The organism is Mumia sp. zg.B17 (assembly GCF_019550915.1).
Taxonomy (GTDB): Bacteria; Actinomycetota; Actinomycetes; order Propionibacteriales; family Nocardioidaceae; genus Mumia.
Map to the genome: position 1 here is coordinate 210,578 of NZ_JAHWCI010000006.1, position 20,809 is coordinate 231,386.

Annotated in this window: 15 protein-coding genes and 1 tRNA gene; 8 read left to right on the top strand and 8 right to left on the bottom strand. The window is 70.4% G+C overall.

The genetic code is table 11. The annotated features are described in order from the left end of the window. Positions 1-9: 9 nt before the first annotated feature. Positions 10-1,050, bottom strand: a complete 1,041-nt coding sequence (locus tag KV097_RS09480; RefSeq protein ID WP_220344440.1) for a DUF3068 domain-containing protein — start codon at positions 1,048-1,050, stop codon at positions 10-12. Between the two features lie 159 nt (positions 1,051-1,209). Between KV097_RS09480 and KV097_RS09485 the strand changes: the two genes are divergently transcribed. Next, the gene (locus KV097_RS09485) at positions 1,210-3,039 is read left to right on the top strand and encodes a hypothetical protein (RefSeq protein ID WP_220365746.1); all 1,830 of its coding nucleotides are present in this window, start codon (positions 1,210-1,212) and stop codon (positions 3,037-3,039) included. Next, the gene (locus tag KV097_RS09490; protein WP_220344438.1) at positions 3,036-4,250 is read left to right on the top strand and encodes an acyltransferase; all 1,215 of its coding nucleotides are present in this window, start codon (positions 3,036-3,038) and stop codon (positions 4,248-4,250) included. The genes KV097_RS09485 and KV097_RS09490 overlap by 4 nt, the downstream gene beginning before the upstream one ends. On the opposite strand, the gene KV097_RS09495 is transcribed toward KV097_RS09490, so the two are convergent. Both KV097_RS09495 and KV097_RS09500 read right to left on the bottom strand, forming a co-directional pair. Further along, positions 4,133-8,275, bottom strand: a complete 4,143-nt coding sequence (locus KV097_RS09495; RefSeq protein ID WP_220365747.1) for an alpha-(1->3)-arabinofuranosyltransferase — start codon at positions 8,273-8,275, stop codon at positions 4,133-4,135. The genes KV097_RS09490 and KV097_RS09495 overlap by 118 nt on opposite strands. Next, positions 8,242-8,991: a class I SAM-dependent methyltransferase gene (locus tag KV097_RS09500; RefSeq protein ID WP_308289386.1), complete on the bottom strand. Its 750-nt coding sequence runs from the start codon at positions 8,989-8,991 to the stop codon at positions 8,242-8,244. The genes KV097_RS09495 and KV097_RS09500 overlap by 34 nt, the downstream gene beginning before the upstream one ends. A 90-nt stretch (positions 8,992-9,081) precedes the next feature. On the opposite strand from KV097_RS09500, the gene KV097_RS09505 reads away from it, so the two are divergent. Next, positions 9,082-10,182, top strand: a complete 1,101-nt coding sequence (locus tag KV097_RS09505; RefSeq protein ID WP_220344436.1) for a glycosyltransferase family 4 protein — start codon at positions 9,082-9,084, stop codon at positions 10,180-10,182. 11 nt (positions 10,183-10,193) lie between these two features. Here the strand turns inward: KV097_RS09505 and KV097_RS19215 are convergent, their stop codons facing one another. Continuing rightward, a complete protein-coding gene (locus KV097_RS19215; RefSeq protein WP_255559402.1) occupies positions 10,194-10,322 on the bottom strand; it encodes a hypothetical protein in 129 nt (42 codons plus the stop codon). A gap of 157 nt (positions 10,323-10,479) precedes the next feature. On the opposite strand from KV097_RS19215, the gene KV097_RS09510 reads away from it, so the two are divergent. Further along, a complete protein-coding gene (locus KV097_RS09510) occupies positions 10,480-11,364 on the top strand; it encodes a decaprenyl-phosphate phosphoribosyltransferase (RefSeq protein ID WP_220344435.1) in 885 nt (294 codons plus the stop codon). 35 nt (positions 11,365-11,399) lie between these two features. On the opposite strand, the gene KV097_RS09515 is transcribed toward KV097_RS09510, so the two are convergent. Continuing rightward, a complete protein-coding gene (locus tag KV097_RS09515) occupies positions 11,400-12,944 on the bottom strand; it encodes a hypothetical protein (protein WP_220365748.1) in 1,545 nt (514 codons plus the stop codon). Positions 12,945-13,038: 94 nt separating this feature from the next. On the opposite strand from KV097_RS09515, the gene KV097_RS09520 reads away from it, so the two are divergent. Then, entirely contained in the window at positions 13,039-14,190 is a 1,152-nt protein-coding gene (locus tag KV097_RS09520) for a lipopolysaccharide biosynthesis protein (protein ID WP_220344433.1), read from the top strand. Between the two features lie 15 nt (positions 14,191-14,205). Here KV097_RS09520 and polA read toward each other — a convergent pair whose 3' ends face one another. Together polA and KV097_RS09530 are read right to left on the bottom strand one after the other, a co-directional pair. Further along, positions 14,206-16,920, bottom strand: a complete 2,715-nt coding sequence (gene polA / locus KV097_RS09525) for a DNA polymerase I (protein WP_220344432.1) — start codon at positions 16,918-16,920, stop codon at positions 14,206-14,208. A gap of 69 nt (positions 16,921-16,989) precedes the next feature. Next, a complete protein-coding gene (locus tag KV097_RS09530) occupies positions 16,990-17,601 on the bottom strand; it encodes a GNAT family N-acetyltransferase (protein WP_220344431.1) in 612 nt (203 codons plus the stop codon). A gap of 140 nt (positions 17,602-17,741) precedes the next feature. Here KV097_RS09530 and KV097_RS09535 point away from each other — a divergent pair, with 140 nt between their 5' ends. Beyond that, entirely contained in the window at positions 17,742-18,488 is a 747-nt protein-coding gene (locus KV097_RS09535) for a DUF554 domain-containing protein (RefSeq protein WP_220365749.1), read from the top strand. Positions 18,489-18,500: 12 nt separating this feature from the next. Here the strand turns inward: KV097_RS09535 and KV097_RS09540 are convergent, their stop codons facing one another. Continuing rightward, positions 18,501-19,166: an ANTAR domain-containing response regulator gene (locus KV097_RS09540; RefSeq protein ID WP_220365750.1), complete on the bottom strand. Its 666-nt coding sequence runs from the start codon at positions 19,164-19,166 to the stop codon at positions 18,501-18,503. Positions 19,167-19,210: 44 nt separating this feature from the next. Here KV097_RS09540 and KV097_RS09545 point away from each other — a divergent pair. Together KV097_RS09545 and KV097_RS09550 are read left to right on the top strand one after the other, a co-directional pair. Next, positions 19,211-19,293 (top strand) — tRNA-Leu (locus tag KV097_RS09545). Between the two features lie 245 nt (positions 19,294-19,538). After that, the gene (locus KV097_RS09550; protein ID WP_301022374.1) at positions 19,539-20,756 is read left to right on the top strand and encodes a branched-chain amino acid ABC transporter substrate-binding protein; all 1,218 of its coding nucleotides are present in this window, start codon (positions 19,539-19,541) and stop codon (positions 20,754-20,756) included. Positions 20,757-20,809 lie beyond the last annotated feature (53 nt).

Below are 20,809 nucleotides of genomic sequence, written 5' to 3' on the forward strand. Positions count from 1 at the left end.
GTCACACCGCTAGGCCTTGGCGGTCGACGGCTCGGCCGGCGAGTCCTCGTCGGACGAGGTGTGCTTGGGCGTCGAGTCGTCACCGTCGCGGCGTCCCCGGAGCAGCAGCAACGCACCGGCGATGATCAGCAGTCCGCCGAGGATGGCGCCGACCAGCGGGATGGTGGTGCGCACCATCCCGAGGAGCGAGGCCTTCGTCTTGTACTCGTCGACCGTCGCCTTGACCGTCTCGTCGTCGTAGGCCAGCTCCGCGTCGGTGATCGTCGCGCGAGTCTCGCCGTCGACGTCGAGCGTCGCGAGCTGGGCCTCCTGACCCTTGATGATCACACCGGTCTCCGGCTCGACCCACAGGGTGCGAACGTTGCCGTACATGCGGTCGGCGACCACGGTGGACGCCTCGGGCATGCCCACGAGGTTGCCCGGGACCTGCTGCTCGGCGATCTTGGTCGGCTCGATCGTCTGGACGAACTTGTAGACGGTGAGGCCCTCAAGCTCGTCGGTGCCCTCGTACTTGGCCGGCACCGCCTTCTTGAGCGAGCCGTCCCAGAAGTCGAGCGACTCCTTCTGCGTGTTGAACGGGAACTTGAAGTAGTTGCCGAAGAAGCTGAACGGCTCGATCTCGACGCCGGTGCTCTCCGTCTTGGCTCCGGCCCACCGGACCGTCTCGCCGGTGTGGCGGTCGAACGGCACCACGTCGCGCGTGCCGCTGAGCGCCTCCTCGGCCGGCGTGCCCGGAGGAGCCGTGTAGGAGAGCGTGTCCCACACCGCGACGTCCTTGTCGAGCTCGTCACTCGCATCCTTGCCGGCCTCGACCTGGCCGACGACGACGCGACGGGACTCGAGCGGACCCGACTCGATCACGGGGCCGCTCGGAGCGGCGACGTTCAGGTAGGACGCGTCCTTGCCCTCGGCAGTCTTGGAGACCGTCGTGGACTCCTGGTCGAGCGGCACTACGGCCAGCTGGTCGTACGCGTACGTCTTGGCCAGAACGGCCAAGACCAGAAGGAACGCGCCGATCACAACAGCAGCGAACCCGGTCTTCTTGCCCACGTGAACTCCCTCACAGTCGATGAGACGCGGCAGACACTACCAGCCGGTAGCGCCCCAGCGGCACGCCGTCTACAACGATTCGGCAAAGCCGGTTATCGTGCCGCGGGCGAGCCCGGAACCGTGGCAGTCGAGAATGTGGCCGCGGCTACACTCCGTGCGGTGAACACTCTCGCCGCGGACACCAGCCGCGCGCTCCGAAGCTGGATCCCCTCGGACGTCTCCCGCACCCAGAAGGTGACGGCAGTCGCTCTCACGCTCATCGCCGCACAGCTGGCGCTGCGGACCTGGGTCGTCTCCGACAGCTGGTTCTTCGAGGACGACTTCCACTTCCTCAGCGACATCGCGGCCGGGGAGGACGATCTCGCCTGGTACTTCCGGCCCCACAACGTTCACTTCATGCCGTTGAGCTTCGTGCTGGTCAAGATGGTCACCTGGGCCGGCCCGTTCGCGTGGTGGGTGGCTGCCGTCCAGACCGTCGTGCTCCAGGCCGCGGCCAGCCTGAGCTGCTGGTGGATGCTGCGCAAGCTGTTCGGCGACCGCCCCGCGATGCTGATCCCGCTGGCGTTCTACCTGTTCTCGATCTTCAGCATCCCGACGCTCACCTGGTATGCGGCGATGATCAACCAGCTCCCGCTGCACACCTGCATCTTCCTCGGCGTCGCCGCCCACGTGGCATACCTGCGGACCCGGCGCTACCGCTGGGCGCTCGTCGCGACCGCCCTCACCGCTGTCGGGCTCCTCTTCTACGTGAAGGCGATCGCACTCCCGATGGTCTTCGGCCTGCTCGCGGTGCTGTATTTCGCCAGCGGCCGGCCCGTGCGGCGGTTCGTCGCGGTGGTGCGCCGCTATTTCTGGGGCTGGTTGACGTACGCGGCGCTCGGCGCGGCCTACCTCGCGATGTACTGGGTCCGGATGCCCCGCTCGGACGCCGGCGAGACCGACCACGCCGCGCTCGCGCAGTCGATGCTGGTCGACGTCCTCGGCACCGGGCTGACCGGCCTCAGCTGGACGTGGGCGCTGCTGGGGCAGGGCCCACGGTCGATCAGCGTGCCGTCGACGCTCCTGGTCTCGCTCTCATGGCTGATCGTGGTCGGCATCTGGGGCTATCTCTATGCGACCCGCACCCGGGCGCTGCGTGGTCTGGTGATCGCTGTCCCCTACCTCCTGCTGACCTACGCGATCCTCGCGGTCGGCCGTTCCGGGACCTTCGGGGACGTCGGCCGGGAGGTGCGCTACCTCTCCGATGCCACGGCCGTCCTCTGCCTGGTCCTGGCGCTCGCGATCATGCCGCTGCGCGGCGCGGTGGAGTCGTCGGAGCCTCGTGACCAACCGCTGGTGAACGCCTCGCTGTCGCGAGGTGCGGTGCTCGTGATCGTCTCCGGGTACGTCGCGGCCTCGGTCTGGTCGTCGATCACGTACGCCCGGCCCTGGCACGACACCAACCCGACGAAGGACTTCGCTCTGACGGCGATCGACGAGATCACGAAGGCCGACCGGCCGGCGTTGCTCGACGCGCCCGTCCCCGAGGCCGTGATGTGGTCCGTCAATGCGCCGTACAACCTGCCCTCGCGCATGTTCGCACCGCTCGGCGACGTGTTCACCACTCCCGACCAGGGCAACGACCTGGAGACCTTCACGGCCCAGGGCATGCTCGAGCCGGCAGAGATCGCCTCCGGGACCACCGCGCTCCCCGGCCCCGACGTCGGCTGCGGATACTCGCTCAAGGGGGACGACACCCCGGTCGTGATCCCGCTGGCGAGCGCCACCTACGACTTCCCCTTCTGGATGGCGATCGGCTACCTCGCAGGTCAGGACGGGTACGCCGCGGTGTCAGCCGGTGACAACGCGTACCGTGTCCACCTGGAGCGCGGCCTGCACACGCTGTACCTGCGGACCGACGGCTCGTACGACCGCCTCACCATCGACGCAGGTGGGGCCAACGTCTGCGTGGACCGGGTGGCCGTCGGCCCGGTGGAGGTGAAGCCGTGAACGACCGGATCGACGAACGCGAGCAACCGCAGGTCTACCCCGTGCTGGACAGCCTGCGCGCGGTCGCCTCCATCTTCGTCGTCGCGACGCATGTGGCGTTCATCGCCGGCTTCTACACCGAGGGACAGCTGGGCGCGCTCACGGCTCGCCTCGACGTCGGCGTCGCGATCTTCTTCGTGCTCTCCGGGTTCCTGCTCGGACGTCCGTTCCTGGCCGCGATGGCAGACGGCAGGTCGCTCCCGTCCACCGGGCGCTACCTGTGGAAGCGCGCCCTGCGCATCCTCCCCACCTACTGGATCGCGGTGATCGCCGCGATGCTCCTGCTGGACGAGAACGACGGTGCCTCGTTCGGCGAGTGGGCGAAGGCCCTCACGATGACGACGCTGTACGGGACGCAGCCGTTCCCCTACGGCCTCGCACAGATGTGGAGCCTCGCGGTCGAGGTGAGCTTCTACCTGGCGCTCCCCGCTCTGGCGTGGGTGGTCGCCCGGACGCTGTGCCGCAGTCCTTGGACGGCGCGCGACCTGATCTCGTGGACCATGGTGCTCGTCTACGTCAGCGTCGGGTGGCTCATGATCGGCTACACGCTGGTCGACGCCGACCTGATCTTCGCCCACCAGTGGCTGCCCGGCTATCTGAGCTGGTTCGCCGGAGGGATCGTCCTGGCGATCGCGTCGCTACCCAGCACCGACGGCAAGATCGTCGCCCTGGTGCGTCAGCTCGGCCGAAGCCCGTGGACGTGCTGGGCCACGGCGGCGGCGCTCTTCGCGGTGGCCTCGACGCCGCTCGCAGGACCGGTCACGCTCGATGTGCCGACCGCGGGCGAGGGGGTGGTCCGCAACCTTCTGTACGCCCTGATCGCCACCCTGATCATCCTGCCGGGCGTCTTCGCCCCCGAGACCTCCGTGTTCTCGAGGATCTTCTCGGTGAGCTGGATGCGGCACCTCGGGCAGATCTCCTACGGCATCTTCTGCATGCACATGACGATCCACTTCCTCATCTTCGAGTGGCGCGGCATGGAGCTCTTCCAGGGCCGTGGCCTCGAGCTGTTCGTGCTGACGCTCGCTGCCAGCATCGTGGTGGCCGAGATCATCTACCGCGCGGTCGAGGTGCCCTCGCTGCGCCTGCGCAACCTCGGCCGCCGACCGACCACGCCTCCCGCGACGACCGACGAGGCGAGCAGCCCGAGCGAGCAGACGACCAGCAGCTGAGGCCACCCCCACTCCCCGGCCCAGCCATCGCCGGACCCCCACGGGCGGACGACGTAACCGGCGGCCGCGACTGCCACCGGCAGTCCCGTCGCCCAGGCGAGGATCTCCGGCGAAAACCGCCGGATGCCAAGGCCGACGACCAGCCCGCCCAGCGCGACCAGCACTCCCGTCGTCCCGGCGAGCAGCCCGACCACCACGCCGGTCGCCACCAGGACGGGCAATGCCCAGACCTGTCGGCAGCCGCGCTCAGGCGGAAGGCTGCTCCGTCGCCTGCGCATCAGCAGCACCGACACCAGCAGGCCGAGGAAGGCCACAGCGCCCGCCAGGAGCCCGGCGCGATACGCCCCGCTCGGCCCGAACTCGAGCGACAGGTCGCCGGTGCCGGCAGGCACGACCCATCCCTGTTGCCACCCGTTCACCTGGACCGACTGGTAGCCGTCACGCGCCCGCCAGCCTGCGTTCGTGTTCTCCGCGACCGTGACGAGCCGGTCACCGTCGCTGTCGGCACCGTCCAGCGAGACCGACCGCTCCGTCTTGCCCCACGACGACGCCGTCGCCGGTGACGCCTGAGTCGTGGTGCCGAGCGAACCCAGCACGAGCGAGGTCGGACGGAAGGCGTCGTTGCCGACGACCCGGATCCGGTGGTTCCCCTCGGCGAGGTCGACCGTGCGGACCCCGCACAACGTTGCCGAGACCGGTCCGCCCTCGAGGATCTCTGCCGCCGTGGCGGTCACCCGCGTCGGGATGCGCTTGCCGTCCACCTCCACGGTCGGTCCACTTCCACACTTGCCGATCGGGGCGTCGTCGCGCGGTCGCTGCGGGTAGAGCTGGAACCGGCCAGGCAGCTCGGCCTCGCTCACGCCCACTGGAAGGGGCTCGGTGAGGCCGAACGCGTCCGCACTCGAGCGAACGTCGGTGCGGCCGAAGTGGATCTCGATGAACTCCGTGGCTACCGGCGTGAAACGTGCGAGGCCGTCGCGGAACGTCACGTCCTGCGACGTGCCGTCGGAGAAGCGCAGCGTGGCCTCCTGCGGCACCGACGCCGCCAAGCGCCGGCTCGTCTCGACCCGCAACCGCGACAGCCGCCGCTCCCCCACCCACCGGAGTGTCAAGGTGGGATCGAGGTCCTCGGCTGCTGCGATCCATCCCGTCGCGGGGTCACCGTCGATCGTCTGTGCGGCGCTGTTGCGCGCGTCCTCGACGGCGTACGAGCTGACGCTGGCGCCTGCGAGGCGACCGGCCTGAACGAGCGCGTCGAGCCCTGCGCCACCGGCCGGCTCCACCGTGAGGGACGGCTCGTACGTCGCCGCCTCGTTCAACGTGAGCTCCCGGTCGAGCGTACGACCGTCCTCTCCCCAACGCTGCTGACCCTCGACGCACCGCGTCGCGCCCTTGACGACCAGGCAGCCCGAGCGGTCCGCCTGGTCGACGGCCATCACGATCTGCTCCGGAGCACCCCAGCTCTCGGCAAGCCGCGGCATGACCAGCGGCCGGGACAGCTGCAACCCAGGGACCTCGACCTCGCTGAGCGTCAGCGGGTCGAACGCGGAGGCTCCGCTGCTGATCCGCAACCGCCGGGTCGCCCCCTCGGGGAGCGAGACATCCACCGACACCCCCGGTTGGAGCCCCGCCTCGACGGTGCCGGCGTCGGTGTGCACCGTGACCGTGCGCTGACGCTCCGCGCTGCTGTCGAGGGTGAGGCGCACCCGCGGAATGTCGGTCCTCCCGCTCAGCCGCATCTCGATCCACGACGTCCCGGTGTCACCGGCGCCGGCTTTCCACGCCGTCAGCGGGTCGCCGTCGAACGCCGACCACGGGTGCTGGCCCGGCACGAGGGCACCCGGCGCGTTCGCGTCGGACTGCGACGAGGACGCGGTGATGCTCTGCGCGCCTTCCAGGCGCCGTACGGAGACGTGTTCCTCTTCGGGACTGACGCGATAGTCGTGGACTGGGCGGTCCAGGGTGAACGGTTCGTCTGCGGTGAGTGACGCCGACCTGTTCTGCTCCGCACGGCCGAACGCCGCCTCCTGGCGGCGGGCGCCGTCGGTGAGGACGACCCGCTCGGGCACCTCACCAGACGCGACGTCGTCCGCGAGCACCGCGGCACCGAGCCCGTCGCCGATCTCGTCGAGCGTCAGCAGCGACGCCGGGCCGCCGGCCACGACCGCCGTGCTGTCCGCGTCCTGCACGGTCACAGGGCCGGCGTCGTCCTCGCCGACGTTGAAGATCTCGACCGCCGCGCGCTCGGCCTGCCAGCCACCGGCGACCCAGACGGGTCCGCCGTCCTCCCCCGTGACGAGCGGTTTGCTGCCGAGGGTGGGCCCGAACTGGGCGGCCAGGGTGATCTCCGGTGTGGAGGCGAGCGTCGAGTACACCCGCGTGGTGTCGGTGTGCTCGGTACCGAAGCCGAGGTCGTTGCGGACGACGAGGTGGCGAACCCCGGCTCGCTTCAAGTAGCGCAGGAAGCCCGCCGAGCCTTCGCCACTGGCCAGCTTGCGCTCGATCGCGTCGAGCGTGCGGATGTTGCCGCCCGGCACCAGAGGGATCGCGTTGCGCGTCGCCCAGGGCGTGCGGGCGAGCGGCTGGAGCACGTCGTCGCCGGTGCTGCCCCAGAGGTAGTCGCCGAACGAGGCAGCCGGGACCACGAGCGCACGCTGGTCGGAGTCCTGCTCGGCGAGCCAGTCGGCCGCCTCCTCCCAGTACCCCGGGACGCTCTCGTAGGTGCCTCGGTTGGCGATCTGGCCGGTCCAGGCGGGCACCGTCGCGCCGAGCACCGCGACGACGCCGAGCACCGCGACGCCCAGCCGCATCGCCCGGTCGCTCTCGCGGTTGCGGGCGGCCGCGGTGGCCAGGCCCGAGATCAGGTGGGCGAAACCGAGCACCAGCGGGATGCGGATCAACAGGTCGAACTTGTGGGTGTTGCGCAGAGGTGAGAGCACTCCGTCCAGGACGGACTGGAAGGTGGCCGACCCCCACCCGTCCACCGTCCCGGTGTGGCCGAGCGTGACGAGCACCAGTCCGAGCAGGAGCCCACTCACGAGGAAGCGACGGTACGGGGTTCCGCGGCGGGCGAGGCCGACCAGCCCGAGCGCCACGACGACCGCGCCGTTGGCGATCAGTCCGATCGAGCGGACCAGCTCGTTGCCGGCGAGGGAGTCGGTGTCGACGTAGGGAACCCAGTTGCTGGTCCCCCGCAGAGCGTCGAAGACGGTGGCGGCGAAGGTGGTCGTCGACGCGCTCTCGATGTAGTCCAGGAAGGGCGGGCTGTACTGGCCCAGCACGAACAGCGGGACCAGCCACCACAACGTGCCCATCAGCACGAAGACCGGCCACCAGATCATCATCGCCCGTCGGCGCGGGCCTGCCGGCGCGAGCAGCAGCCACAGGGCACCAAGGGGGATCACGGCGAACGTCGCCACGGCGTTGACACCGCCGACGCAGGCGACCGCCAGTGCGCTGAGCGCCGCCATCCGGCGCGGGTCGGCCCGACGCAGCCCGAGCACGAGCGGGACCAGCACCCACGGCGCGAGCGCCATCGGCCAGACCTCGATCGAGCTCGGCCCGATCACGCTGAGGATGCGGGGTGAGAGGGCGTACGCCAGCCCCGCCACGATCCGAGCCCACGGTGCGCCGATCTGCATCGCCGCGCAGAGCTTGACGATGCCGAGGAACGCCGTGACCAGCAGCAGCGACCACCACAGTCGTTGAACGATCCACGGCTCGATCTGCACGAGGTCGCCGAGCAGGAAGAAGGGCCCCATCGGGAAGAGGTAGCCGTACGCCTGGTTCTGGACCTGGCCGAACGCCCCGATGGGGTCCCACATGGTGAGCGCTCGTCCAAGGAAGCCGGCGGGGTCGACGACGAGGTCGAGCTTGGTGTCGGTGAGGACCCGTCCCGGCGCCTGCACGAAGGCGAGGGCGAACAGCCCGAGACTGACCGCGAGCAGGCGGAAGCGCCAGGCGAGTGTCTGGGCCGACCGTGTCGAGGGAGTCAGCGCTTGCGGAGCACGATCGCGAGATTCCACGTCGTCACCTCCCGCAGCACCGGTACATGCAGGGTCCACCACGCCCACCGCGGGTGGTAGCGCGGGATCAACGCCAGCACCTCCGCCTCGGACTGGGTGCGGGCCCAGCGCATGCCCGCGCCGGCGGTGACGGGGAACAGCGAGGTGCCGAAGTCGTTCTTGGGCCGCTTGCCGTGCGTACGCGCATAGCGGTCGGCGGCGCGGTAGCCGCCCAGGTAGTGCCAGGGCGCCGTCTCGTGACCACCCCACGGCCCGAACCAGAGGGTGTACGACAGGAAGACCAGACCGCCGGGCCGTGTCACCCGCAGCATCTCGTCAGCCATCGTCCAGGGCTCGGGCACGTGCTCGAGCACGTTGGACGAGTATGTGACGTCGAACGCGCCGTCGCGGAACGGGAGCGACATTCCGCTGCCGATCACCGTGCCGGGCTCGGGGTCGCCGAGGCCGGACAGCTCACCGAGGTCGGAGTCGAGCGGCGTGTATGTCGCCCCCACCGCCCGGAACGCCTTCGCGAAGTAGCCGGGCCCGCCGCCGACGTCGAGCACGCTGGCGCCCGTGAGGTCGGCGTACTGCGCCAGCTGCCCCACCGAGTCCGCCGCGAGCATCCCGTAGAAGTGGTCGGGATCGGTCTGCTCGACCCTGTGGGCGCGGAAGAGCTGGACGGACCGGCCCAGCGTCGGGCGCGAGGTCGGGGCGTGGAGGGGCGGTGCAGTCACGGCGCCGACGATATCCGACGGCCACGAGCGCGCAGTGACGTACCTAACTCGCTGGTAACCTGGGCCGCTCTTGGGAGGGAGAACACCTGTATGTCCACGAGCCACGTGCTGATCTGCAACTGGCGCGATACCCGCAACCCCGAGGGTGGCGGCTCCGAGCGTTACGTCGAGGAAGTCGCGCGCGGCCTCGCCGCGCGCGGCCACCGGGTCACGCTGTTCTGCGCAGCGCACCCGAACGCCTCTCGCGACGAGATCCGCGACGGGGTCCGTTTCGTCCGCCGCGGCGACAAGATGGCGGTGTACGCCTTCGCGCTGCTAGGGCTGCTGCTGCGCCGGTTCGGTCGGATCGACGTCGTGGTGGACGTCCAGAACGGACTCCCCTTCTTCACCCGGCTCGCGACCCGCAAGCCCGTCGTGGTGCTGGTGCACCACGTCCACCGCGAGCAGTGGCCGGTCGTCTACCCGGGGTTGATCGGCCGGATCGGCTGGTGGATCGAGTCGCGGCTGGCACCCCGGCTCTACCGACGCTCACGCTATGTCGCGGTCTCGACGGCGACCCGCGACGAGCTGGTAGCGCTCGGCGTGGACGCCGAGCGGATCTCCATCGTGCACAACGGCACCGACCCCACGCCGGTCACTCACGCCCGGCGCAGTCTCCACCCCTCGATCTGCGTGGTCGGCCGGCTCGTCCCGCACAAGCAGGTCGAGCACGCCATCGACGCGGTCGCCGAGCTGACCGAGATGCCCGACCTGACGGTCACCGTGGTGGGAGACGGCTGGTGGGAGGAAGAGCTCCGGGCGTACGCCCGCGCGCGCGGCGTGGCCGACCGGGTGGTGTTCACCGGGTTCGTCGACGAGCGGACCAAGCACGAGGTCTACGCGAGCTCCTGGCTGATGGCGCTCCCCTCGCTGAAGGAGGGCTGGGGCCTGGTCGTCGGAGAGGCCGGGTCGCACACGACGCCGACCGTCGCCTACCGCTCGGCGGGCGGCACCCAGGAATCCATCGACCACGAGGAGTCCGGCGTGCTCGTGGAGGATCACGCCGAGTTCGTGGCGGCGGTACGCCGGTTGCTCACCGACCACGAGTACCGCACGCGCCTGGGCAAGGGTGCCTACGAGAAGTCGCTGATGTTCACCTGGGACCAGACGCGAGAAGGCTTCGCCAGTCTCCTGGCGAAGCCTTCTCGGTGAGAGCTAGTCGGTCAGCCGTTGTTGCCGTACTCGACGACCTGAGTGGTCGGCTGAGTCGGGTTGTCGTCCGCACCCGAGGTCTGCACAATGCCCACGACGGTTGCCGCCCCGAGCCCGGCGCCGACGATGATGGCAGCCACACCGCCAAGAAAACTACTCACGTGTTCTTCCCTCCTGAAGTCCGAGCCGCCAGGTTACCAGTCAGTCGCAGCCGATGACCAACGTCACACCCACCGGCACGTCACCATCGGGACCGAGGCCCTCGGGTCGCAGGGGATCCTCTAGTGTGAGCCCACCATGAGCACGACCACACCCCGCCGATCTCAGGTGGCGAGCCTGCTCGCGACCACCCGCCCCCGTCAGTGGCTGAAGAACGTCATCGTCGTGACGGCGCCGCTCGCGGCCGGAATCCTCGCCCAGCCGGACGTCCTCGGCCGGGTCGCGGTCGCGCTGGTCGCGTTCATCATGGTCTCGGCGGCGGTCTACCTCATCAACGACGTCTGCGACGCCGAAGAGGATCGCCGTCACCCGGTCAAGTCGGCACGTCCGGTCGCGGCCGGCGAGGTCACGCCGGCGGCCGCGCTCGGGCTGGCGGTGGTGCTGACCATCGTCGGCGTGGGCATCGGGTCCTGGCTGACCTGGGAGCTCGGCCTCACCCTGGCTGTCTACGTCACGCTCCAGGTTTCGTACGCGCTGTGGCTCAAGCACATGGCCGTGATCGACCTCGCCGTGGTCGCGTCGGGGTTCCTGCTGCGCGCGGTCGGCGGTGGTGTGGCGACCGGTGTCGCCCTCTCACAGTGGTTCCTGCTGGTCGCCGCGTTCGGGTCGCTCTTCATGGTGGCGGGCAAGCGCTACTCCGAGTTCCATGCCCTCGGCAGCCAGGCCGGGACCCGCCGCTCGCTCACGCTCTACTCCGAGTCGTACCTGCGCTTCGTCTGGGGTCTGGCCGCGAGTGTCACGATCACCGCGTACTGCCTGTGGGCCTTCGAGATCGCGCCCGAGTCGGGCATCCCTTGGCAGACCATCTCGATCGCGCCGTTCGTGCTCGGACTGCTCCGCTACGCCGTGGACATCGACCGCGGGCTCGCGGGTGAGCCGGAGGACATCGTGCTGCGCGACCGGGTCCTGCAGTCGATCGGCGTCGTCTGGCTCATCACCTTCGCCCTCGGCGTCCTCGGGTAGCACACTCCGTTCGGTCGCTGGTTCGAGCCGCGCCGTCACGGCACTGCGTAGACCGTGAGGTCGTCGCCGGTGAAGACGGGGGTCAGGCTGTTGCGGAGGCTGTCGAGATCGTCGGCACCGTAGGCGTCCTCCTCTACCAGGACCAGGCCGATCCCTTCCGCCCTCAGAGCGGCGGCCGGGTCCGGCGAGTCGAGAGCGCGAGCGGCGGCGCGTGCCCGCGGGTTCTCCCCCGCGATCACCTCGCCGGAGACCACGAGGTCGTCGTTGACCACGGTCTCGCGCGGGAAGTAGCGCCCGGCCGGGTCGAGGACGACACGCCCGCCGTTCCAGGCCGGGGCGCGGAATGCACTGAACGGCAGCACCAGCAAGTCCCCGGCAACGTCGCTGTCGGCGATGGCTGCACGGGCCTGCTCCCACTCTGCGGGGTACGACACCGCCTCGAGCCGCCCGCCCGCGCCCCAGGCCAGATCCGGCATCACGGCGATCGGGAGCAGGACGGCGACGGCCAGCACGCTCCAACGGGCGACGCGCTCGCGCAGGCGTCGTGTGAGCGCTTCGACGCCGGCGGCGACGAGGACGGCCTGCAGCGGCGCGAGCAGGGCGAGATAGCGCGCTCCGTCACGCAGCAGACCTGCGCCCGGCACGTTCTCCACCAACCAGCCGAGCAGGTCCGGGGCGAGCGTCCCGAGAAGGGCGATCGCGAGCCCCACCGCCGCCGCGGGGACCAGCGCGACGACCATCGTCCGCCGTCGCGGACGGCGCCAGGCGGCGACGGCACCCACTGCCATCACTGCCCACAGCAGCAGACAGAAGACCGTTGCGGTCGCCAGGTCCCGCGATGACGGGACGACGTCGGCATTCCAGATCCCCCCGAGGCTGAGCGCGGCGCCGAGCCGCCCGAGGCCTGCCTCGGCCTGCAACGCGAACGCCGCCACGCCGGCGGCATCGCTGCGTCCGCTCGCCGAGTGGGCGAACCCGGCCACGATCCAGGGCAGGTTCAGCACCAGCGCGAGCAGCGCACCCCGGCCCCATCGCCGGCCGCAGACAGACACCGCAAGCACCGCGCCGATCATCCCTGAGGCCGGCGACAGCGCGGTCGCGGCGAGCGGCACGACGAGCCGCCACCACCGCATCCGCTCGCCCGCGCGCACCTGCAGGCAGGCCACGACGAGCCAGGGCAGCGCCGCGTAAGCCACCAGCAAGGGCCAGTGGCCGATGACGAGACGCTCCGCGACGTAGGGGTTCCAGACGAACCAGGTGGCACCGGCGAGCTGGGCGCCGAGGCCGAACCGCTCCAGCAGCCGCATCGCTCCCACCCCGGCGAGCAGCAACGAGCCGAACAGCACCGCCTTCTGGAGCAGCCAGCCAGGGACGATCAGGTTGAGGACCGCGACGACGGCGTCCGAAGGCACCGCTCGGGGGGTCGCCGACCCGAGCCCCCACACGTCCGCACGGCCGAGATCCAGGCGCGGGACGAAGACCATGTCGTACGACAGCACGTAGCCGCCGACGAGCATCGGGGCGCAGATCAGCAGCGCCATGGCCCACGGCCAGGCGCGCCCCAAACGACGTCGTCCCATCACGCATGGTTATATCGGGTCCGTGTCTGGGCCCCCCGCTGAACCGTCCCGCGCGCCCGCCAACGTCAGCGCCGGCGGGAGGATCGCGGTGGCCATGACGGTGCAGAACGTCGGCGCGTACGGCTTCACGCTGCTTGCGGCGCGACTGCTGGTGCCGTCGTCGTTCGGCGCGCTCACCGCACTGCTCGGCGTCATCCTCGTCGCCAACGTCGCCTCGCTGGCGGTGCAGACCACGACCGCACGCCGGATCTCGGTCGACCCCGGCAGCGCCGAGCGGGTCGCTGGGACCGCCACGGCGGCCTCGGCCGCGCTCGGTCTGGGCGTCGGGCTCGTTCTGGTCGTGCTCAGCCCGGTGCTGTCGAGCATCCTCCAGCTCGACTCGGTCTGGCCGGTCGTGCTGTGCGGGGCCGCGGTCGTTCCGTTGACGCTGATGGGCGCCCTTGCGGGCATCACCCAGGGCCAGCACCGCTGGAAGGCGCTGTCGGCGATCTACATCTCGAGCGGCGTCGGCCGAGCGGTCTTCGGCACCGCCGCGATGGCGATCAGCGCCACCCCCACCGCGGCGGTCGCCGGGATCATGGTGGGCGCCTGGCTGCCGGTGCTGGTCTGCCTGCGGTACCTGCGGCCGGGCAGGCTGTCGGGAGCGCGCAACTACCTGTGGGAGGTCACGGTCGGCTCCCACGCCATGCTCGCCTACCTGGTCCTGAGCAACCTGGACGCGCTGCTGGCACGGGTCGCCCTGAGCCCGCACGACAGCGGGTTGTACGGCGCCGGCCTGATCCTGACCAAGGCCGCGCTGTTCCTCCCCCAGTTCGTCGGCATCGTGGCGTTCCCGCGGCTCGCCCGGGCCCGTCCTGAACGGGCCCGCCGGCTCGCGACCGGCGCCGTCGCAGTGGTCGGCCTGTGTGCCACCGCGGCCACCGCGGCGATGCCGTGGCTCGCCCTGGTGCTGGTCGGCGGCGACCAGTACGCCGAGGTGAAGCCCCTGTTGTGGCTGTTCGCGCTCGAGGGCTCGATCCTCGCCATCGTCCAGCTGCTGGTCTTCGACGCGCTCGCCCGCCGCTCGCACGGCATCGTGGCGGTGCTGTGGGTCGCCAGCGGGATCGCCGCCGGCGTGATCCTGGTGGCTCCGTTCCACGTCGCGGGCATGGTGATGACGATGGCCATCACGGCAGCCGTCGTCGCAGCGGCGGCTTGGTACCTGTCCGGCCGCACGCCCGAGCTGGTGCGATCGCCGCGCCCCTGAGCCGGCGGTGCCGCGCTAGTGGCCGGCCTCGTGCCAGGACCGTCCCACACCGACGGACACGTCGAGCGGGACAGCGAGGGTCGCAGCTGCCGCCATCTCGGCGCGGACGAGCTTCTCGACCTCGTCCCGCTCCCCCGGCGCCACCTCGAGCACCAGCTCGTCGTGGACCTGGAGCAGGAGCCGCGACGCCAGCCCCGACTCCCGCAGGGCCCGGTGCACGCCGAGCATCGCAACCTTGATGATGTCGGCGGCCGATCCCTGGATCGGGGCGTTGAGCGCCATCCGCTCGGCCATCTCGCGACGCTGACGGTTGTCGCTGGTGAGGTCGGGGAGATAACGCCGGCGACCCATGATGGTCTCCGTGAACCCGGTCCGGCGGGCTTCGTCGACCACGCCTCGCAGGTAGTCGCGCACCCCGCCGAACTGAGCGAAGTATTCGTCCATGAGCGCCTGGGCCTCACGGGTCTCGATGCCCAGCTGCTGGCTCAGGCCGTACGAGGAGAGCCCGTAGGCCAGGCCGTAGTTCATCGCCTTGATCCGTGAGCGCATGCCCACGTCGATCGACTCCGGGTCGACCTGGAACACCCGGGCCGCGGTCTGCGTGTGGAAGTCGGTGCCGGAGTTGAAGGCGTCGATGATGCCGTGATCCTCCGACAGGTCGGCCATGATCCGCATCTCGATCTGGCTGTAGTCGGCCGTCAGCAGTGTCTCGAACGCCTCGCCGACGACGAACGCCTCACGGATCCTGCGCCCGGCAGCCGTGCGGATCGGGATGTTCTGGAGGTTGGGGTCGGCCGAGCTGAGTCGACCGGTGGCGGCGATGGTCTGGTTGTAGGTCGTGTGGATGCGACCGTCGGGCGCCACCGTCTTGCGCAGGCCCTCGACCGTCACCCGCAGCCGGGTGGCGTCGCGGTGCTCGAGCATGTGCAGGAGGAACGGGTGCTCGGTCTTGACGTAGAGCTGCTGCAACGCGTCGGCGTCGGTCGTGTAGCCGGTCTTGGTCCGCTTGGTCTTGGGCATGCCCAGCTCGTCGAACAGGACGACCTGCAGCTGCTTGGGCGAGCCGAGGTTGATCTCCTTGCCGATCACCGCGTACGCCTCCTCGGCGGCGGTGCGGACCCGCGTGGCGAACTCGTCCTCGAGCGACTCGAGGGCGTCGCCGTCGACCGCGACCCCGACCTCCTCCATGTCGGCCAGCACCTGGACGAGGGGCAGCTCGACGGTGTCGAGAAGCGTGCGCCCACCCTGCTTGTCGAGCTCCGCGTCCAGCGCCGAGCCGAGCTCGACGACGGCGGCCGCCTGGAGCATCGCGTCCTGCGCCGCGGCGTCGTCGGCTACGTCAAGGGTGAGCTGGTCGCCGTGGTCCTCCACCCGCAGCTCGCGCTTGAGGTAGCGCAGCGCGAGGTCCTCGAGGTCGTAGGAGCGCTGGTCGGGTCGTGCGAGGTAGGCGGCGAGCGCGGTGTCGCTGGCGATCCCGTCCACGGCCCATCCCTGCGCCCGCAGCGCGAGGATCGGCCCCTTGGCGTCGTGGATCACCTTGGGCCGGTCGGCATCACCCAGCCACGACGCGACCGCGGTGTCGTCGGCCGGTGTGAGGGTGGAGACGTCCCACCAGGCGGCAGCGCCCTCGGCGGTGGCGACGGCCAGGGCATCGACGCGCCCCGTGCCGCGCCCCCAGGCGCCGCTCACCTGGACACCGACCCGGACGCCGGGAGGCGCGTGCTCGGCCAGCCAGGGGCCGACCTGGCCCTCGCCGAGCACCTCGCCGGCCACCTCGAAGCCCTCCTCGGCCTCCGGCTCCTCGGTCGAGAGCGTCTCGAAGAGGCGGTCGCGCAGCACTCGGAACTCCAGCCCGTCGAAGACGCGGTGGACGGCATCGCGGTCCCACTGCTGCAGGCTGAGGTCGGCCGTCGTGACGGGGAGGTCGAGATCTCGGACCAGGGCGTTGATCCGACGGTTGCGCACGACGTCGCCGAGGTGGTCGCGGAAGGACTGCCCCGCCTTGCCCGGCACCTTGTCAGCGTCGCGGACCAGGCCCTCGAGGCCGTCGAACTGGGCGAGCCACTTGGCCGCCGTCTTGGGACCGACGCCGGGGACGCCGGGGAGGTTGTCGCTGGTCTCGCCCACGAGTGCGGCGACGTCGGGATAGCGCTCCGGGGCGACCCCGTACTTGTCCTGGACCGCCTGCGGCGTCATGCGCGCGAGGTCGGAGACGCCCTTGCGGGGATAGAGGACGGTCGTGCGGTCGGTGACCAGCTGCAGGGCGTCGCGGTCGCCGGTGCAGATGAGCACCTCGAAGCCGTCCTGCTCGGCGCGCGTCGCGAGGGTGCCGATGATGTCGTCGGCCTCGTAGCCCTCGAGCTCCAGATAGGTCACCCGCAGCGCGTCCAGCACCTCTTTGACCAGGGCTACCTGGCCGCTGAACTCCTCCGGCGACTTGGAGCGGTTGGCCTTGTACTCGGCGTACTGCTCGCTGCGGAACGTCTGCCTGGACACGTCGAAGGCGACCGCGAGATGGGTCGGCTGCTCGTCGCGGAGCACGTTGATCAGCATCGACGTGAAGCCGTAGACCGCGTTGGTGTGCTGTCCGGTGGTGGTCGAGAAGTTCTCGACGGGGAGCGCGAAGAACGCGCGGTAGGCGACGGAGTGACCGTCGATGAGGAGCAGACGGCCGTTGTCGACCGTTGCGTCGTCGGCCGGTGCGGTGTCAGCGGTGCTGGTCGAATCCACGCACCGACTCTAACGGGCGCGGCAGACAGCGTTCGTCCGGCCGACCGGCCCCTCCCTCGACCGACCGGCTCAGTCGCCGGCGGGGACCGCGGCGAGCTCCCCGCGCGTACGGCGCAGCGACCGGCGCACGGCGATCAGGCGCCCCGTGCCCCGGCTGGCGCCCGTACGGCCGACGGCGCGCGCCCTCAGGACCCGCACTTTCGCGGCACGCACGGTGGCGTAGTGGCCGAACCCGAGCCGGGTGAGGAAGCGGTGCGCGTCGCGCGAGTCCGACGGCGCCCACGCGTACACCAGCGAAGAGTCGACCTGCTCGGCCCAGTCCACCGCGACGTTCATCAGCGCGCAGGCGACGCCCTTGCGGCGGAAGCGCGGGTCGACGTGCAGCTCGCTCACGACGACGACCGTCCGAAGGTGCAGCGGCGTCGCCGGGGACAGGTCGACGTGGATGGCGCCGACCACCCGGTCACCGAAGACCGCCACGCACAACCGCCGAGACGTGGAGTCGCCCACGAGGGTCAGCGCCTGCCGCGCCTCGTCCTCCGAGGGTTCCTCCCACGCGGCCACGACCTGCGTCGGGTCGGCGAGCGCAGCGCCCTCCGCGACGCAGACCGACCACAGGTCGATCAGGCTGCGGGCGTCACCGGGGACTGCCTCACGGACCTCCATCTGAAGGCGCGCCACCACTCCTCCTCCTGCGAGCGGCGGCCCGCGACTCGTGCTCCGGCGGGCGAAGGCCCGCACCGAGCGGCATGGTGTCGAGTTCGGAGTGAAACACTACGCCGTGGCGGAGCCCGCTGTCAGCGGGCTGGGGAGGGAGACTCGTGTTCGTCGGAGCAGGAACGGTCGCCAACGTGGTCGCCGTCCTCGTCGGGTCCGGGATCGGCCTGCTCGTCGGCAACCGTCTGCCGGCCCGCACCCGTGTCGTCGTCACCGACGGGCTCGGCCTGGTGACGCTCCTCATCGCCGGGCTCTCGGCCGTCGCCGTCACCGACCACGTCCTGTCCGACGCCGTCGGCCCGAGCGCGCCCGTCCTCATCGTGCTCGGTGCGGTCGTCATCGGCGGGCTGATCGGGTCGCTGCTCCGCCTCGAGCACCGTCTGGAGAGCTCGGGCACGTGGCTCCAGGGCCGTCTCGGCGGATCGGACGACGAGGGGGCGCGCGCACGGTTCGTCGAAGGCTTCGTCACCGCGTCACTCGTGTTCTGCGTGGGGCCGCTGACGATCCTGGGAGCCCTCACCGACGGTCTCGGCGGGGGTGCCGAGCAGCTCCTCCTCAAGTCCGCGCTCGACGGGTTCGCGGCGATCGCGTTCGCCGCGTCGCTCGGGGTCGGCGTGATGGCAGCGGCCATCACCGTCGGGGTCGTCCAGGGCGGCCTCACCGTGCTGGGGGCGCTCCTGGGGTCCTTCGTGCCCGAGCCGCACGTCGTGGCGCTCACCGCCACCGGTGGCGTCCTCCTCGTCGGCGTGGGCCTGCGGCTGCTCAACCTCAGATCCGTCGCGGTGGGCGACATGCTGCCCGCGCTCGTCGTCGCGCCGCTGCTCGTCCAGTCGGTGGTCTGGCTGCGCTGACGACCGTCGGGCCTACTCCCGCGCGTCGTCTGCGGGTCCGGCAGCGCCGTCGACGACCGCCGCACCACCGAGGGTGGGCCCGTGCTCCACGACGCCCTCGGCCACGGCACGCATCGGCAGACGCAGGTCCATCGCGGTCTTCTGGATCCACCGGAACGCCGCCGGCTCGGACACCCCGAGAGCCTCCTGCAGCAATCCCTTCGCCCGCTCCACCGCGCGACGCGTCTCGAGCCGGTCCTCCAGGCTCGCCACCTCGGCCTCGAGGGCCGCGACCTCGGCGAACCGGCTCACGGCCATCTCGATCGCCGGGACGAGGTCTGCCTTGCTGAAGGGCTTGACGAGATAGGCCATCGCGCCCGCGTCCCGGGCCCGCTCGACGAGCTCGCGCTGGCTGAAGGCGGTCAGCATGACGACGGGCGCGATCCGCTGCGCCGCGATCCGCTCGGCGGCCGAGATCCCATCGAGCTTGGGCATCTTGACGTCCATCACGACAAGGTCCGGACGAAGCTCCTCGACGAGGGCGACCGCCTGCTCGCCGTCGGCCGCCTGACCGACGACCTCGACGCCCTCCTCGGCAAGCATCTCGGCGAGGTCGAGGCGGATGAGGGCCTCGTCCTCCGCGATGACGACGCGACGGACGGGAGAGGGACTACCAGGGGTGCTCTGCGCAGATGTCACATGAGTAAGGTTATCCCGCGCCTGCCGGTGTCCGACGGGCGCGAGCCGGGTTGGCGGAATGGTAGACGCGGTGGTCTCAAACACCACTGTCCGAGAGGGCGTGCGGGTTCGAGTCCCGCACCCGGCACACCTCCCTTCGCGAGCGCACCGAGAAATCTCCGCGCACCTTGCGTCCCTGACGCTCGCCCTCGCCCAAGATCGTTGACCGGGACAACCGTGTCGTAAGGGATTCCAACCGTTTCATAACGGCTTGCCATCATCGGGCTGCGAACGCCCTCGGCTGTGCTAAAACGATGCAGTTACTGCATGGGACGCACCACCCCCGCCCTCGGCACTTCCGGGGCCGGGCACGACGAATCGGAGGACACCACCGTGTCTCGTTCCACGAAGGCGCTCGCGCTCGCCGCAGCGCTGGCCCTGGCCCTCGCGGGCTGCGCCAACAACGACGATGGCGACAACGGCGACGACAACAACAACGCCGCTCCCGAGCTCGAGGTCCAGACCGCAATCGACGCCCCGGACGATGCCGTCACCCCGGCCGGCGATGGCAAGGCGGAGTGCCCGGCGACGACCACGCTCGCCTACCTCGGCGCCGAGACCGGCCCCAACGCCCAGCTGGGCATCAACATCCTCAACGGCGTCCAGCTCGCGATCAACGAGCACAACGAGGCCAACCCGAACTGCCAGGTCAAGCTGCGCAAGTTCGACACCGAGGGCGACCCGAACAAGGCCACCGGCCCGGTGACGCAGGCGACCAACGACGAGAACATCATCGGTGTCGTCGGTCTCCCCTTCTCGGGTGAGTCCAAGGCCACGGGCAACATCTTCGAGCAGGCCGGACTCGTCCACATCACGCCGTCGGCGACGAACCCGCTGCTGACGACCAACGGCTGGACGACGTTCTTCCGCGGTCTCGGCAACGACAACGTCCAGGGCCCGGCCGTGCCGGTGCTCGCCGAGAAGCTCGGCGCCGACAAGGTCTACGTCGTCCAGGACGACTCCGACTACGGCATCGGCCTCGCGACCTCCACGACCAAGGCGCTCGGTGACGCCCTCGTCGGCACCGACAAGGTGACGACGGGCCAGAAGGACTTCTCGGCCACGATCTCCAAGATCCTCGCCGCGAAGCCAGACGCGGTCTTCTACTCGGGCTACTACGCCGAGGCGGCACCGTTCAACCAGCAGCTGGTGAGCAAGGGCTACAAGGGCATCTTCATCGGCCCGGACGGCGTCAAGGACGACCAGTTCGTCAAGCAGGCCGGCGATGCCTCGAGCAACGCCTACTTCACCTGCCCGTGCATCCCCGGTGAGCTGATCACCAGCTTCGCCGACGCCTACAAGGGAGTCTCGAAGGGTGTCGACCCCGGCACCTACTCGGTCGAGGGCTACGACGCCACGACCGTGCTCCTCGCGGGCATCGATGCCGGCAACACCGACCGCGCCAAGCTGAAGGACTGGGTCAAGAACTACGACGCCCAGGGCATCAGCAAGACCTTCAAGTGGGACGAGACCGGTGAGCTCACCGAGCTTCCCGTCTACGGCTACAAGGTGCAGGACGGCAAGATCGTCTCGGTCGGCGTGATCGAGTAACAACCGACTGCCCAACGGAGGGGGTCCGTCTGATCCAGACGGGCCCCCTTTCT